This is a genomic window from Enterococcus sp. AZ062 (assembly GCF_051715065.1).
Taxonomy (GTDB): domain Bacteria; phylum Bacillota; class Bacilli; order Lactobacillales; family Enterococcaceae; genus Enterococcus_B; species Enterococcus_B mundtii.
This window is the reverse complement of record NZ_JBIOTB010000001.1, coordinates 2580243-2595370: the sequence shown is the minus strand read 5'-3', so window position 1 is coordinate 2595370 and position 15128 is coordinate 2580243. Positions and strand designations below refer to the sequence as shown.

The 15128-nt window shown below is 37.7% G+C and carries 14 protein-coding genes; 13 read left to right on the top strand and 1 reads right to left on the bottom strand.

What is annotated here, in order from left to right; translation table 11 throughout:
• From eutH to IGJ00_RS12140, 13 genes are all read left to right on the top strand, one after another.
• Positions 1–1143 (top strand): ethanolamine utilization protein EutH, encoded by a 1143-nt coding sequence (gene eutH, locus IGJ00_RS12200; protein ID WP_142433112.1) that lies wholly within the window; start codon positions 1–3, stop codon positions 1141–1143.
• Positions 1144–1156: 13 nt separating this feature from the next.
• The gene (locus IGJ00_RS12195; protein ID WP_142433111.1) at positions 1157–1600 is read left to right on the top strand and encodes a cupin domain-containing protein; all 444 of its coding nucleotides are present in this window, start codon (positions 1157–1159) and stop codon (positions 1598–1600) included.
• 391 nt (positions 1601–1991) lie between these two features.
• Entirely contained in the window at positions 1992–2876 is an 885-nt protein-coding gene (locus IGJ00_RS12190) for a diacylglycerol/lipid kinase family protein (protein WP_142433110.1), read from the top strand.
• A gap of 556 nt (positions 2877–3432) precedes the next feature.
• Entirely contained in the window at positions 3433–4233 is an 801-nt protein-coding gene (locus IGJ00_RS12185) for a Hachiman antiphage defense system protein HamA (protein WP_142433109.1), read from the top strand.
• Positions 4227–7382: a DEAD/DEAH box helicase gene (locus tag IGJ00_RS12180; protein ID WP_438844467.1), complete on the top strand. Its 3156-nt coding sequence runs from the start codon at positions 4227–4229 to the stop codon at positions 7380–7382. The genes IGJ00_RS12185 and IGJ00_RS12180 overlap by 7 nt, the downstream gene beginning before the upstream one ends.
• Positions 7383–7477: 95 nt before the next feature.
• The gene (locus IGJ00_RS12175; RefSeq protein WP_142433106.1) at positions 7478–8464 is read left to right on the top strand and encodes a recombinase family protein; all 987 of its coding nucleotides are present in this window, start codon (positions 7478–7480) and stop codon (positions 8462–8464) included.
• Positions 8465–8484: 20 nt separating this feature from the next.
• The gene (locus tag IGJ00_RS12170; protein ID WP_420920916.1) at positions 8485–8565 is read left to right on the top strand and encodes a hypothetical protein; all 81 of its coding nucleotides are present in this window, start codon (positions 8485–8487) and stop codon (positions 8563–8565) included.
• A 177-nt stretch (positions 8566–8742) separates the two neighbouring features.
• The gene (locus IGJ00_RS12165; RefSeq protein ID WP_142433105.1) at positions 8743–9117 is read left to right on the top strand and encodes a hypothetical protein; all 375 of its coding nucleotides are present in this window, start codon (positions 8743–8745) and stop codon (positions 9115–9117) included.
• A gap of 451 nt (positions 9118–9568) precedes the next feature.
• Positions 9569–10591, top strand: a complete 1023-nt coding sequence (locus IGJ00_RS12160) for a phosphate/phosphite/phosphonate ABC transporter substrate-binding protein (RefSeq protein ID WP_071867229.1) — start codon at positions 9569–9571, stop codon at positions 10589–10591.
• Positions 10592–10610: 19 nt separating this feature from the next.
• A complete protein-coding gene (gene phnC, locus IGJ00_RS12155; RefSeq protein ID WP_071867204.1) occupies positions 10611–11363 on the top strand; it encodes a phosphonate ABC transporter ATP-binding protein in 753 nt (250 codons plus the stop codon).
• 11 nt (positions 11364–11374) lie between these two features.
• Positions 11375–12172: an ABC transporter permease subunit gene (locus tag IGJ00_RS12150; RefSeq protein ID WP_071867203.1), complete on the top strand. Its 798-nt coding sequence runs from the start codon at positions 11375–11377 to the stop codon at positions 12170–12172.
• 1 nt (position 12173) lies between these two features.
• Positions 12174–13064: a PhnE/PtxC family ABC transporter permease gene (locus IGJ00_RS12145; RefSeq protein ID WP_074799842.1), complete on the top strand. Its 891-nt coding sequence runs from the start codon at positions 12174–12176 to the stop codon at positions 13062–13064.
• A 42-nt stretch (positions 13065–13106) separates the two neighbouring features.
• On the top strand, positions 13107–13943 hold the full coding sequence (locus tag IGJ00_RS12140; RefSeq protein WP_438844466.1) for a PHP domain-containing protein: 837 nt from the start codon (positions 13107–13109) through the stop codon (positions 13941–13943).
• 303 nt (positions 13944–14246) lie between these two features.
• Here IGJ00_RS12140 and IGJ00_RS12135 read toward each other — a convergent pair whose 3' ends face one another.
• The gene (locus tag IGJ00_RS12135; RefSeq protein ID WP_438844465.1) at positions 14247–14936 is read right to left on the bottom strand and encodes an N-acetylmannosamine-6-phosphate 2-epimerase; all 690 of its coding nucleotides are present in this window, start codon (positions 14934–14936) and stop codon (positions 14247–14249) included.
• Positions 14937–15128 lie beyond the last annotated feature (192 nt).

Here is a 15128-nt window from a genome sequence, read left to right as displayed (position 1 = left end):
ATGAGTATCAATGAAATCATTATGTATATCATGGTTCTTTTTATGGTTATCGGCGGGATCGATAAATGTATCGGGAATAAATTAGGGTTAGGGGAACAATTTGAAGAAGGTTTGATGGCGATGGGTTCATTAGCCTTATCAATGGTCGGGATCATCACATTAGCACCTGTTCTTGCAACAGTTCTTAGCCCAATCGTTGTACCTGTATATGAATTCTTAGGAGCAGATCCTTCGATGTTTGCGACGACTTTGTTAGCCAACGATATGGGTGGCTTCGCCTTAGCACAACAAATGGCGCATGACCCACAAGCTGGCTTGTTTGCCGGTGCGATCTTAGGCGCAATGATGGGACCAACTTTAGTGTTCACGATCCCTGTTGCTTTAGGAATCATTGAAAAAGAAGATCAACAATACTTAGCAACAGGTGTGCTGAGCGGAATCATTACGATTCCATTAGGTTTGTTAGCAGGTGGCTTAGTTGCTGGCATGCCAATGAGTATGATTTTACCAAACTTATTGCCGATCGTGATCGTTGCCGCTTTGATCATTGTAGGTCTATGGTTAGCGCCACAAGGAATGATCAAAGGATTCAATGTCTTTGGTAAAGGTGTAGTGATCGTTGCAATTGCTGGCTTGGTCATTGGTGCGATCCAACAATTAGTTGACATCACATTGATTCCAGGAATTGCTCCGGTGACAGAAGGTATCGAAGTAGTGGGTGATATTGCGTTGACATTGGCTGGCGCATTCTGTTTAGTGGCAGTCATCACACGAGTGTTTAACAAACCTTTGATGAAATTAGGAAAAGTTTTAGGTATGAATGAAATTGCAGCTGCCGGCATGGTGGCTACATTAGCAAACAATATCCCGATGTTCCAAATGTTAAAAGACATGGACCGTCGTGGAAAAATCATCAATGTGGCATTTGCAGTCTCGGCTTCATTTATTTTAGGTGATCATTTAGGCTTTACTGCGGGCGTGGCGAAAGAAATGATTTTCCCGATGATGGTTGGAAAGATCGTTGGTGGGATCACTGCGATCTTTGTTGCAGTATTCATGGCGAATCGTTTATTAGGAAAAGAAAAAGAAGTAATCGTAAGTGAGCAAACAACAACGAAACAAGAGCAAACGATCGTAGAATAGGAGCGTGGCGAAAATGGCAGAATTAGATCGTCAAATGATCGAAAACTTAGTACGACAATTAGTGATGGAAAAATTGATGCCGGCAAAACAGGTCGATCCTAGTGGTGTTGCTTCCATTAGACTAGCAGAAATGACAGTGTCTGAAGAAGATCGCCTTGATACAGGAAACCCTGCGGATCGAGTATACACGAAGGATCTCTTTTCATTACAAGAAAGCCCACGTCTTGGTTGCGGCATCATGGAGATGACGGATACGACTTTCGATTGGACGTTAGAATATGATGAAATCGATTATGTGATTTCTGGTCAGCTAGATATACTGATCGATGGACGTAAAGTCTCTGCAAAAGCTGGCGAGGTGATTTTGATTCCGAAAAGTACGAGTATCCAGTTCTCAGTAACTGGGGAAGCACGCTTCATCTATGTCACTTATCCAGCAGATTGGCAATCGCAATAAACAAAGTATTTCGGAAGTACCGGTTATTTGGTTTTAAGGATGATCAAATTTCATGCGCTCAAGTAGCAAAAAAAGATATGTGTGATAATCAATCTAAGTGAGTGTTTATTTTTTATTTCAAATATCGTTACATGAGAGCAGGGAAGAAGGTCAAGAATGTACTAAAGCCGAATAACCGGTGCTTCTGAATGGTTTTGGTTTAATGAGTCAAGTGGCACGTTTGAAGTGGCAGTATTTTTTTCGAATGAATGATCTGAAAAGTGAAGTGGTAAATTCTGTTGATTCAGAGTTTATCGCTTTTTTGTTGCTTTTCCCCATAGCATCATTCCTTAGAATTTTCTTGTTTTATGTTATTGTAAGAGAAAGAACAAACTAGAAAGGAAGAAATCGGATGAAAAAAGCGTTGTTGATCGTTAACCCTAGTTCTGGAGGAGAAAAAGCAAAAGAATATGAAGAGATGGCAGAAAATAAATTGCGTACGCTTTTTGAGGAAGTCCAAGTTTTGCATACTGAAAAAAGTGGTGACGCGACGGAATTTGCTCGTGAAGGCGCGGTAGAGAAAGTCCATAGTGTCTTTGCAATGGGTGGTGATGGCACGGTAAATGAGGCAATCAGCGGTCTCGCAGAGCAAGAAGAACGACCAAATTTTGGCTTTTTCCCTTTAGGAACAGTAAATGATTTGGCCCGAGCATTGAACATGCCGATCGATCCAGAGGAAGCCATCCAACAATTCTCGATCGAACACACGAAACCTTTAGATATCGGCAAGATCAATGATCAATATTTTATGAACGTTGTTGCGATCGGAACGATTCCAGAAGCAATCAATGACGTTGATCCTGAAAAGAAAACCAAACTAGGAAAGATGGCTTATTTTATTTCTGGCTTCAAACAACTGACGAATACCCAGTCCTATACGTTCCGTGTGGAAGCCGACGGCGTAGAGGAAGAAATCGAAAGTAGCACACTGCTGATTGGTTTGACAAACTCAGTCGGTGGTTTTGAGACACTCTTGCCAGAGGCAGAAATCAATGATGGCAAGCTACACTTTGTGTACTTGAAAGATCGTTCATTCATAGATACTTTAAAAGCAGTGCCTGATTTGATCAAAGGGGTCGATGCGACAACGGAGAATCTTGCTTACCAGACCGCAGAAAAATTAGTGATTGCTTTAGTGGACGAAGAAGAACTGGCAACAAATATCGATGGGGATGAAGGAACAAAACTTCCAGTAACGATCCAAGTATTACCATCACATTTATCTGTTTATTGCTAAAAGTAAAAGCGAGTAAACTGTGCCTCAATCGCAACTAGACCAACGGTGTAAAATCAAGAATAGGGTGATTGAGAATAAAAAAAGGACGAGGTTGTGACAGAAGTGTTAGCTTCCGTAAGGAAAAAAATACTAAATAAATGGACTCGCCCATTAAAGGAGAGTGGGACAAAAAGGAGATGCCACAAGAAAGGAGATGGGAAATCCGAATGCAATCCCACATATATTCGCTATTTTTCGTTTTATTATCGTGATGTATGGTTTTAAAATGTCATTCATTCGTTTTTAGACACAAAGTGAGGCTAGGATTCTATTAATGTCCCAGCCTCATTTAATTCTGTCATTTTAATTTGTTAAATGACACTAATATCATATTTTTCAGGATAAAAAAATATAGTCTTTAGTAAATGAAAGATATACTTTTATTTGTGCGATTTTTTTAACAAGAGAATCTAAATTTAAATTGTCATACTCTAAGGTCTTTCAAACGAATTAGAAGTAGTTTAGAATAGTAATTAAATGGTCAGAAAAAGTGAGTATTATCACGAAAGGAGAGCAAATGCCTTCACACATGAGATATTTTAAAAAGCAAGCAGATTTGAAAACAGAAAACGGACAAAATGTTAATGTTTACAATCTAGATATTCAAGATGAAGAAGATATTTTGAATTCATGGGCAAAACACCTTAGAGAGCATTATTGTTTAGATTCAGAAATTGATTTTTTTAGGTCTGGAACTGGATTGTCAAGAAAAGATTATTTGAATAAAGTAAAATTCCCTGATTCAACAGCTAGTCTTGGATCAGCAGTTATGTCAGGAGATTTTGCAGAAATACTAGTTCATGATTACATAGAGTTTTTCGAACTATACTATACGACCAGAACTAGATATAGAAATAAAGTAAATAGAAATTCATCAACAATGGGAAGCGATGTTCTAGGATATAAATGCTCTAATGTTGATAGTCCAAGTCCTAAAGATGAATTAATTGTTCTTGAAGTTAAGGCGCAATCAAGCGAGACAAATCCTAAGCCTATGCTTCAAACAGCAGTGAATGACTCAGCAAAAGACGAAATAAGACTTGCTGAGTCATTAAATGCAGAGGTGCAAAGATTAGTGTACGGGAATAGACATGCTGAAGCTAAAGTTATTCAGAGATTTCAAAATAGAACTGATAGACCTTATCAAATAAAGTTTTCTGCTGTAGCGGTGCATTCTACATATTCATATGACGAAGATTTGATTAAACAAGTTGATTTAGACGGGCATCCAGATGATAATATAAATCTTTTAGTTATTCACTCTGAACGCTTGATGGAATTTGTCAAGGAAATGTATGTGAGGGCTAGCGAATGTTGATTGGTAAAACGTCAGAATATTTATTAAAGAAAACTCGGGCAAAATCTAAGATGTACGAATATGGCGTTCCACTAGAAGATCATATTGAAGTCGAGAAAAATGTTAAAGATCTTTTTTTGATTGCTATTGGTGCTATTGGTGATATTTCAAATAGGATTTGGTACCTGAATGGTTCTATGGATATTATAGAAATAGAGAATTCTGAATTAAAATTCGCATCTTCTTTCTTTGACTCATTTATGCAGTCAAAAATTAATGAATTAATGAATAATGATTCCTATTATGCTCTGTTAGGATCTATTGCTTATTATTTTAGTGATCTTATTGGAAGCTCAAAAGTAATGTTGAAAAGAATAGATTCCAACTTAGATGTTGGCTGTGGAGGAATTGAAAAGGTTATTGTAGCAATCCTAAATGATGATTTGGAAGACTTTGATTTAAATACTATTGGAGGTCGGCATCGCAATTATTTAAGTAAAGTAATAAAATCTTATATTTCATATTTCAGTAAAAATATTCCTGTTCGATTTGAGGACTTTGATATATATAAAAGAGATATATATAATAGTGGAACTCCTAGAGAACTGCTTCTTAGCGATGCTTTACTTGCTATTTTTGTAAAGAAAGTTAACAATTCTGCTTTGAATATGCTGCCAAAATTTTCAAATATTAGTGATGATTTGTGGGAAGAATTTTTATTAGAAAAAAACAGTATCAAGGAACTGTGGCCCTCTCAAGTGAAGTTAGGAAAATCAGGTATTTTTTCAGGTAAATCAGGAGTTATTCAAATGCCTACAAGTTCGGGGAAGACAACATCAATCGCTCTAGTCGTGAGATCAGCCTTTCTAGCTGAACGAACTAATTTGTCAATAATCGTAGCTCCTTTTAGAGCATTATGCAAGGAAATCTCTATTGATTTATATAGTTATTTTGAAAGTGACTTAAACGTAATGATTAATGAATTCTCTGATATCCCTGATATAAAGGATCTGTCCATATTTCAAGAAATAGAAGATAACAAAAAACATATTATGGTTTTAACGCCTGAAAAACTTATTAATCTACTTCGAAGTGATATGACTATATTAGAATCAATAGGGTTGATAGTATTTGACGAGGCACATATGTTTGATGATGGATCTCGTGGAATCGGTTATGAACTGCTAATTTCGACCATAAAACACTGTATCCCTAGAGAAGCCCAAAAAATTCTTATTTCTGCCATAATACCTAATGCTTCAATAATTAATGATTGGATAAATGGAGAGGAAGGCATTTCTGTATCCGATAACTTAATAAGATCAGCAACGAAAACAATTGCTATAGGTGATTGGAAGGGGGATAGTGGTCAACTATATTTTATTAATCCTGAGAATCCTGATGAACAAGAATTCTTTGTGCCACGAGTTGTTGAGATAAATCAGATACGCAAAATTGGACAAGAGCGAAATGATAGATTCTTTCCTGATGTAGATTTCAGTCGCTCAAAAGTAAATACTAATGATATGAGTATATATTATGCTTTAAAACTGATTGTTAATGGTGGGATTGCAATCTTTTGTGGAAAAAAAGATTCTGCTGATAAGATTCTGACTAGAATCTTAGATTTGGAAAATAGAGGAGTCGATATATACCCTTTTGAAGAAAAAGTGAAGAATAGTGAAAATGAAAAGATTGCTTATCTGGTTGCGGTTAATCTAGGGGAAGAGAATAACTATTACAAAACTGCCTTGAAAGGAATTCTAATACATCATGCAGGTATCCCAAATGGTATACGAATGTCAGCAGAATATGCCATGTCTAAGGACTTGATAGGATGTATAGTCTGCACCTCCACTTTAGCACAGGGAGTTAACCTTCCAATAAAGTATCTAATTATATCAAGTATTTATCAAGCAGGCGAGAAAATTAAAGTTCGAGATTTTCATAACTTAATTGGTAGAACTGGTCGTGCCGGGAAACATACAGAAGGTACTGTTATTTTATCTGAACCCTTCGTTTATTCAAGAAAGTCAGAACGTGATAATCAATGGAGGTGGAGGAATTACAAGGATATCTTAAATCCAGAAAACTCTGAATCTTGTAAGAGTAATTTGCTTAAATTGGTTCAAACAGTAACTATTAATTTGCCAGCAGGCAGAGGAAGCTTAAACATTCCTTTTGAACATCTCATAGAGTTGAGATATGAAGACTATGAAGGCTATAAAGAAACTATTCGAAATTGGCGGCAGCAATTCGAAGAAGGCTCTTATCCTGAGGACATTCGGAACTTCTTCGAAAGAGAATTGTCTATTTTTGAGAATAGCATGTCGGCTGTTGAAAGTTATATATTATCTTTTATGATTGATGGTCAATATTCTTTAGAGTATGACATTAGAATCATGGCTCAAAATACTCTAGGGTATCATCTGGCGAATATAGATGAAAAAAAAGCTTTAGAAAAATTATTCATATATGTTGAACAGTATGTATTGAACTTTTCTACTGATGATATTGAAGTTTATGGGAAAATCTCTATGGGCGCCTTTTCTTCTAAGGATCTAAAAGAGTGGACTGAACAAAATTTAGAGGCATTTATGAACTTCGAAGACATGACTGAATTAATGACTGTTTTAATTCCAAAATTAGTCTCTCTGTCAAAAAATAAAACAATGAAAAAGATTATAAATCAAAATGAAGTTGTTACTTTAGCCATAATGTGGATAAATGGAAAGACATATTCTGAAATTTTGAACTACTGTGAGCAGTTTGAGGTTAAAATTACTCGTAGGGGACGAGAGAGAACAATGAATCTCAGCGAGATAATAGATTTTTGCGATAATGGTTTAGGGTACTCTACTATACTTACTGTGAATGCTATAGAAACGTTTATCAAGTCTTTAGATGAGGAGCAAAATGAAATTATACAGCGCTTATCTTTCTTGTTGAAGCAACTACGCTACGGCCTACCAAATATTCAAAGTATAAATATCTATGAATTGGGGTTTTCTGATAGGGTAATTTGTCAAGAAATCAATAATGTTTTATCTGGACTTAATCTAACAACAAAATCAAAATGTAAAAGGGTAATAAAAAGAAATAAAGACTTACTGAGAGAAGCTATTTCGCGATACCCATCTTATTTTAGCGAGTTGTTAAATAGATTTTAGTAGCTAAATATATAAAAATATATTTGGGTCGTCACCAATGAAATTTTGTGAAATGGGGATAACCACAAAATAAATGTTAAAGAATAAATCAATCCTTGCAGCCAATCAAAGAGAGTGGGACAATAACCCTTTCTCAAGAAGATGGCAAAGATGAAAGCCTGAGCATCTCAAATCAGCGTAAAATCATTTACGAATATTTGGAAAATGAGTTTAATGCAAATCAAGAAATCATTAATACTTATATCGATGATGGTATTAGTGGTGTAACAACCACTCACCGCCCCGAGTTTTTACGTATGATTTCAGATGTAGAAAATGAACGAGTGGATACGATTATTTGTAAAAATTTAGCTTGTGCTTTTCGTAATAATGGTGACCAAAACAGGCATTTGAGAGAAGTCTTTCCGCAATTCCAGACCCGTTTTATCTCACTTGATACGCCTCATGTTGATACCTTTTTAAATCTTAGCCCAACATATTCAATGGAAGTAGAATTGCATGGTATGTTTAACGGCTATTATCCAATTAAGGTTTCTGAAGAAGTTAGTAAAACATTTAGAACAATGATGAAAAAAGGTGAATTCGTGGGTGCATTTGTTCCCTATGGCTATGTTAAGGGCGATACAGAAGAAACAAAGTATAAGTTTTTCATTGATGAAGAGGCGGCCGAAGTTGTGCGAAAGATTTTTCACTGGTATGCCTATGATGGGTTAAGCCAAAAAGCAATCACTGAAAAGCTCAATTCTTTAGGTATTCTTTGCCCAGCTTCATACAAACGAAGCAAGGGATTAAAATTTGCAGGTAATTTTCCTAATAATGATGGTTTATGGTACGTAGCAACTGTTAGGAAGATATTGGATAACGAAACCTATATAAGGCATATGATTCAAGGTAAAACAAAGGTAATAAGCCCAATTTTAAAGAAAACTGAGAATGTTCCTAAGAGTGAGTGGGTTATCGTTGAAAATACTCATGAGCCAATTATTTCAAAGATGCTATTTGAATCCGTTCAATTCATGCGCAAAAAAGGCATCGTTTCACAAAGAACAAATGGACTATTGATATATTCTCAGGGCTTGTAAAATGTGCAGATTGCGGAATTGTGATAACTAGAGCGAAAAATTACTATATGACGAAACGTTATGGGAAGAGAGATTTAACCTATTATGTTTGTTCTACCTAGTCTGCTAAATCAAAAAGGGATTTTTCTGGATACAGAGTTAGGAAAGAGCTTGTAGAAGATGCCGTTTTATGCGCCATTCAAGCGCAGATACAAACGGTAAGTAGTCTTGAAGAGATATTAGACGAAAATCAGAAGGAAAAAATTACTAGCTCTAGTCTTGAACATTCAGAAAAATCTTTGAGTAATAAACGAAATGAATTGTCCAAACTTGAAGGGATTCTAGACAGTCTATATATTGACTGGAAAACTGATGTTTTGTCTAAAGATGAGTATATGCGTATGAAGCTATCTTTTGAAGAAAAGATTTCATACTTAAAACAAGTTATTAAAAACATTAAATTAGAGCTTGAAGGACAACAAAAAAGCCGTGATGAAATCACGCCTTATATAGAAGTTTTTCGAGAACATAGAAATGTAACGAAATTGAATCGAGCAATTTTGCTTGACCTTGTTGAAGAAATTCATGTCAGGGAAGATAAAAGTATTGAGATTGACTTCAGGTTTGAGGATACTTATCAAAAATTGTTGATTCAGTTAAAAAATAATGAATGATAACGGGAGTTTCTACTCCTGTTATTCTCTTGTCTTTATTGTTGTTGACAGAAGTGTTCAGCTCCGAGAAATAAGCAGGGAAACCCGAAAATTGTTCTTCAAATTTTTGGTTTTTCCTGCTTATTTCCGATGGAGTTGCTTCTGGAACACCGTTTATTAGGTTTTAAGGTTAGAAACAAAAATAAATTTTATTTTTATACCGCTCTCGTCCTTTATTTTTGCGTTTTTTGTAAATGTTCGATGAATTTGTTAAGAGGATCGCTTGAAGTTTTTCACTGATTTTTTTAAAAGAACAGACGTACCAATGTGTCAGCTTATCAAAGAAAAGAAACCTTGTTTTACAAATGATTTACAATCTTCATCTACTCCTATCGTGAAGTCCATTAGAAATTTACATTGAGTCCATAAAATGAAAGATGTACCAAATAAAAAACAAGGGAGTTTACCACACATGTTTTGGAATAAAAGACGATTGAAAGTTATTAGTGCGATGTTTTTCATGACCGGTTTATTTTTATTAGCTGGGTGTAATTCCAATGCTCAAGCAGATGGCGAAAGCCAGAATTCTGCCGAACCAATCAAGATTGCTTTTTATCCCAATGAATCAGCAAGTGAATTTGAACAATCAAGAAATGAGATCCAAACGATCGTATCGGAAGCAACAGGTAGAGATGTCGAGATCGTCATTAGTACAGATTATAATATCGTGATCGAATCGATTGCGAACGGACAAGTAGATTTAGCGTATATGGGACCAGATGGCTATATTGAAGCCAATCGCAAAAATGAAAATGTTCAAGCGATTTTAACAAATTCGGGTGCAAGTGGCACTCTGGAAGATGCTGTTTATTACAGTTTTATTGTCGTCAATGAAGAAGATACAGCGGAGTATCAAGAGGGTGATGGCTATACGTTGGAACCGATTGAAGGCAAAACGTTTTCCTTTGTCTCTAATTCTTCCACTTCTGGGTTTAGAGTACCGAGTCAAGCAATCGTTGACCAATTTGGACTTGGTAGTTCGGATGAATTGATCATTGATGGTGACTTCTTCAATAAAGTACTTTTCGGAGGTTCTCACCAAGGTTCTGCGGTGAACTTACTTAAAGGCGATGCAGACGTAGCGGCATTTATGAACATGGCTCAATATTTTGATGTCGTGGAAGGTGAAGAAAATAAAGCGGGTGTCGTTTACCAAGTAAAAGCAGATGCAGAGGCACCATTTGATACAGTAAGAGGCGAAAAAGTACGTGTGATCCATTCGATCCCAGTGTTAAATGGACCATTTGTTGTCAACAGAGATAATCTGGATGAAGAAACAGTCGATAAAATCACTCAAGCCATGATGAGTGAAGAAGTGACGAATAATGAAGCGATCTTTTCACCAAAAGACTCAGAATCTGTGGGTCTATATCAGAAAGAAGCGGATGAACAATTCGTTGAAGTCACTGATAGTTTCTATGACCCACTTCGCTAAGAAGTAGAAAGGACGAGCCATGCTATTACAAGTAGACTCGATTTCAAAAACCTATAGTAACGGGAAACAAGCGTTAAAGGACATTTCCTTTCAACTAGAAAAAGGAGAATTTGTTTCGATCATCGGACCATCAGGTGCAGGAAAATCCACGATTTTGCGTTGTATCAATCAGTTGATTTCTGCGAATGAAGGGGTTGTTCTCTTTGAAGATGAGGACATGCAACGTCTAAAGAAGAAGCCTTTACGCTTAAAAAGAAGAAGAATCGGTATGATTTTCCAGCATTATAATTTAGTCAGTCGCCTCACAGCTGTTGAAAATGTCCTTCACGGTAGACTTGGATACAAGTCTGCTGTGAAAGGCTCGATTGGTGTCTACAATGAAGAGGAAAAACAGGAAGCCTTCGATTTGCTAGAAAAAGTCGGATTATCAGAGTTTGCTTACACACGTTGTGATGAATTGAGTGGTGGACAAAAGCAACGTGTTGGGATTGCCCGAGCATTGATGCAACGTCCTGCGTTGATCTTATGTGATGAGCCGATCGCCTCCTTAGACCCCAAATCTTCAAAAGTCGTTATGGATTATTTACGGCAAGTGACGAAAGAATTAGATATTGCTTGTCTAGTGAATCTTCACCAAGTAGAAGTTGCGATCGATTATTCCGATCGGATCATTGGCGTGAATAGTGGCAATGTCGTGTTCTCTGGAAACCCAGATGAACTGACAACAAATCAAATCAATCAGATTTATCAGTCTGATGAATTGTTAGTATAGGGAGGGCTTGGATGGATAAAACACTGAATCAAGATCTCTTTCGTAAAAAGAAGCAGTTTTTATTTGTGACACTCTTTAGCTTTGTTGTCGTGTACATTGCCTTTTCACAATTTGTTGGCTTTCAATTTGGTGCAGCTATTGCGGCGATTCCCCAAAGTTTTTTCTGGTTGTTCACCAATTTTATCCCAACGGAAAATTCGATCCAATCCTTGCCATTGATCTTATCTAAATTACTTGAGACGGTTTTGTTGTCGATCACAGCAACGATGACTGCCACAGTATTTTCATTGATTACGGCAATCATTGGTTCAGAGACAACTGGCCTGAATAAGGGAACAAAAACAGTGGCGCGGGTCTTTGCTAGTTTTTTTAGAAATATCCCGATTGTGGTTTGGGCAATGGTCCTACTGTTGAGTTTCAAACAAAATGAATTTACTGGTTATTTAGCCATCACCTTTACAACGTACGGTTACTTGACGCGCTCGTTTATGGAAACGATCGATGAAGTGGCAGGAAGTATCACAGAAGCGATGACGGCGACTGGTGCTTCTTACTTTGCGCTCATTTTTCAAGGCGTCTTACCGATGGTCTTTGGTCAGCTGATCAGTTGGATCTTGTTCATGATCGAAAACAACATCCGTGATGCAACATTAGTCGGCATATTGACCGGAACGGGGATCGGTTTTCTGTTTGACCTCTATTATAAGAAATTTCGCTACGATATGGCAGGAATGGTCATCTTGACGATCGTCATCATCGTGATCGCACTGGAACTTTCGTCCAATAAAATTAGGAGGATGATTCATTGATATGGCCCAACGACAAAGTGAACTTGAATTAGCGGTGACAGAAACCGTCTTAGCCCAACCGACAAAAATCAGACGAAATGCTAAAAAGAAAATCCGGATTCGCGTGTGGAAAACCTATCGGATCGTCCCTTGGGTCTTGTTTACGCTACTGACTAGTATATCGATCTACACCTTATTCACGATGAATTATGGAGAGGTCGTCTTGCTGGATGCGACGCGACAATTTTTTACAGACTTGCAACGGATTTTTCTCCAGCCAAGACTCTCAGGACGTTTTCCCTTTGAAGCATTGCTTCAAGCATTAGGTATGACTATAGGTTTAGCAGTGATCACCACATTGCTCGGTGGAGTGACAGCTTTCTTGATGGCATTGTTTACAGCAAGGAATATCAGCCAGCCGGGCATATCAAATGCGATCCGAACAGTAATGTCATTCATCCGTGCGGTTCCAACGATCTTGTGGGTCATGATTTTCTCGATCTTGATTGGATTGGGTGCGAATGCGGCGATCATTGGCATGTCTTTTCACACGATTGCTTACCTCACAAAGGTCTTTTCTGAGAGTATTGAAGAAATCGATTCTGGTGTGATCGAAGCATTACGTGCGTGTGGGGCAAGTTGGTGGCAGGTGGTGTTCCAAGCAATTTTACCTTCTTGTATGACCGCTTTGCTTTCTTGGTTGTTCATCCGTTTTGAGATCAACTTTACTAATGCGATTGCCGTAGGTGCCGCCGCAGGAGCGGGTGGTTTAGGGTTCCAACTTGCGATGACAAGTAGTTTTTATTTTGATTTTCATGAGATCGGCGTATTAGTGTATATGATTTTAGCAGTAGTTGCGATCTTAGAAGTGGTGGCGATCAGACTACGAAAAAAATATATCATTCACGCTTGATTGAGATGAAATTGACTGGAAAAAAGGAGAGGAGAACGTCGAGTGAAAGCAGATTTGCATGTCCATAGTTACTTTTCAGATGGCAGCAGTTCACCAGAAGAACTACTCAAATTAGCATTGAAGCATCACATGAATATCCTGTCCGTCGTAGATCAAGATACCTCGGCGGGATTAGCTCATATAAGACAGGTCTTCGCTCCTTCCCCAATCAATTTTATTGAAGGCATCGAAGTGACCGCTTATGATTTCAAACGCCGGCAACAGGTACATATCTTAGGGTATAATCTACTGAATTATCAGTATATCGAACAGTTATGTGAACCGTTGCGTGAGGCGCGAACAAGAAATACCTTACGTCAGTTGAGACGTATCCAAACTGAAGGATTTCGTATCAAAGAAGAGCAGGTGAGACAGTTTGCGAAACAGGCGACCGCTCTTTACAAACAACACATCATGTCTGCGTTGATCAAAGCAGGATACGATACATCGATTGATGGACATCTTTACCGTAAATTATTCAAATATAATGATTTTGGTCAAGAAGAGGCAGAAATGATCGATGTCTACGAAGTGATCCAAGCAATCAAGCTCGGCGGCGGGATGTCCGTCGTTGCCCACCCAGGAAAGCTCGACAGTTTCGAGTTGATCCCTGAGCTGGCTTCGTTTGGGATTGATGGTATCGAAAAATATCATCCAGAACATAGTTTGAAAGATCAACGAAAAGTACAGGAATTAGTTGATCGTTTCAATATCCACTGTTTTGGAGGATCTGATTTTAAAGGGAAGAACGGACCAGATTATTTTGGTGAGTGTGCCATGGCTAATGTTCGTGAATTTCCTGACGAGTTATTACTCGATGCACAGATGAAAGCCAACTAAATTTTTTTCTTTTTTAACATATATTTTATTTAGCCCCCCGGCTGAAAAGACGGTCTTTCCATTCGTGCGATCATCCTTGCACGTGTTGAAAGACCGTTTTTTGTGTAGGTAAAAAGTATCTAGTACGCCATTATTGTCTAAAATGGAAGAAACGGAGTTCAAGAAGGGACACTTTAATAATAAGAGGTTACTTCTGTTCCCGCCGTTTATTCGGTTATAGGTGGGGGAGGTGAACGAATGTCCCATTCCCTGATCAGTGTGAACCGTTACTTCAAGACAGTGGTTTTTTGTTTTCTAGTGTTGTCAATCTAACGCAGCAACAAATCGTTGAGCGATTTCTTGTGGGCGGGTAATGGCGCCGCCAACCACGATGCCAGCTGCACCTAACGCTTGGATTTCCTTGGCTTGTTGGGGTGTGTGGATCTTTCCTTCTGCAATCACACATACATCAGCTTCAAGAAGTCGTTTGATCAACTGCACATCAGGCCCTTCTGTTTCTTCACTTTCTTCGGTATAGCCGCTTAATGTCGTCCCAACAAAATCGATCCCTGCTTTATAAGCATTGATTCCTTCTTCAAAGGTCGCAATATCTGCCATAAATAATTGATGAGGATATTTTGTTTTGATTTGTTCAATGAATTCGTTGATCGATAAGCCGTCATGTCGCTTGCGCAACGTGCAATCAAGTGCGATCACTTCGACACCAGTTGCGACTAATTCATCCACTTCTTTCATCGTTGCAGTGATAAACGGTTTTTCAGGTGGATAATCCCGTTTGATGATACCAATCATCGGTAAATCAACTTTTTCTTTGATCTCTAAAATATCTCTGACTGAATTTGCCCGAATACCGACTGCGCCAGCTTTCTTTGCAGCTAGTGCAAAATAAGGCATCAAGCCACCTTCTTCTGAATAAAAAACTTCGCCAGGTAATGCTTGGCAAGAAACGATCAATCCATGACTGATTTGTTCTAAAAATTCTTGTTTGTCCATTTGTCAAAAACTCCATTCTGAAAACAATAGTAAGCCATTTCTACCAAGAAATATAGCATCCGCTTTCATGAGTGTAAAGAGAAAGGGCTCTATTCACAGCACCTTCCATTGGAAAAATCATTCGTTTACAAAAGAAGGATCAAAATTTTTTCGCATATACTGAAAAAGTTCTTGATTTTTTCTTGGATTTTG

Coding starts and splice junctions, on each gene's coding strand:
- phnC (WP_071867204.1), top strand. CDS start 10,611: ATGCTATTACAAGTAGACTCGATTTCAAAAACCTATAGTAACGGGAAA.
- IGJ00_RS12150 (WP_071867203.1), top strand. CDS start 11,375: ATGGATAAAACACTGAATCAAGATCTCTTTCGTAAAAAGAAGCAGTTT.
- IGJ00_RS12195 (WP_142433111.1), top strand. CDS start 1,157: ATGGCAGAATTAGATCGTCAAATGATCGAAAACTTAGTACGACAATTA.
- IGJ00_RS12135 (WP_438844465.1), bottom strand. CDS start 14,936: ATGGACAAACAAGAATTTTTAGAACAAATCAGTCATGGATTGATCGTT.
- IGJ00_RS12160 (WP_071867229.1), top strand. CDS start 9,569: ATGTTTTGGAATAAAAGACGATTGAAAGTTATTAGTGCGATGTTTTTC.
- IGJ00_RS12145 (WP_074799842.1), top strand. CDS start 12,174: ATGGCCCAACGACAAAGTGAACTTGAATTAGCGGTGACAGAAACCGTC.
- IGJ00_RS12180 (WP_438844467.1), top strand. CDS start 4,227: ATGTTGATTGGTAAAACGTCAGAATATTTATTAAAGAAAACTCGGGCA.
- IGJ00_RS12185 (WP_142433109.1), top strand. CDS start 3,433: ATGCCTTCACACATGAGATATTTTAAAAAGCAAGCAGATTTGAAAACA.
- eutH (WP_142433112.1), top strand. CDS start 1: ATGAGTATCAATGAAATCATTATGTATATCATGGTTCTTTTTATGGTT.
- IGJ00_RS12190 (WP_142433110.1), top strand. CDS start 1,992: ATGAAAAAAGCGTTGTTGATCGTTAACCCTAGTTCTGGAGGAGAAAAA.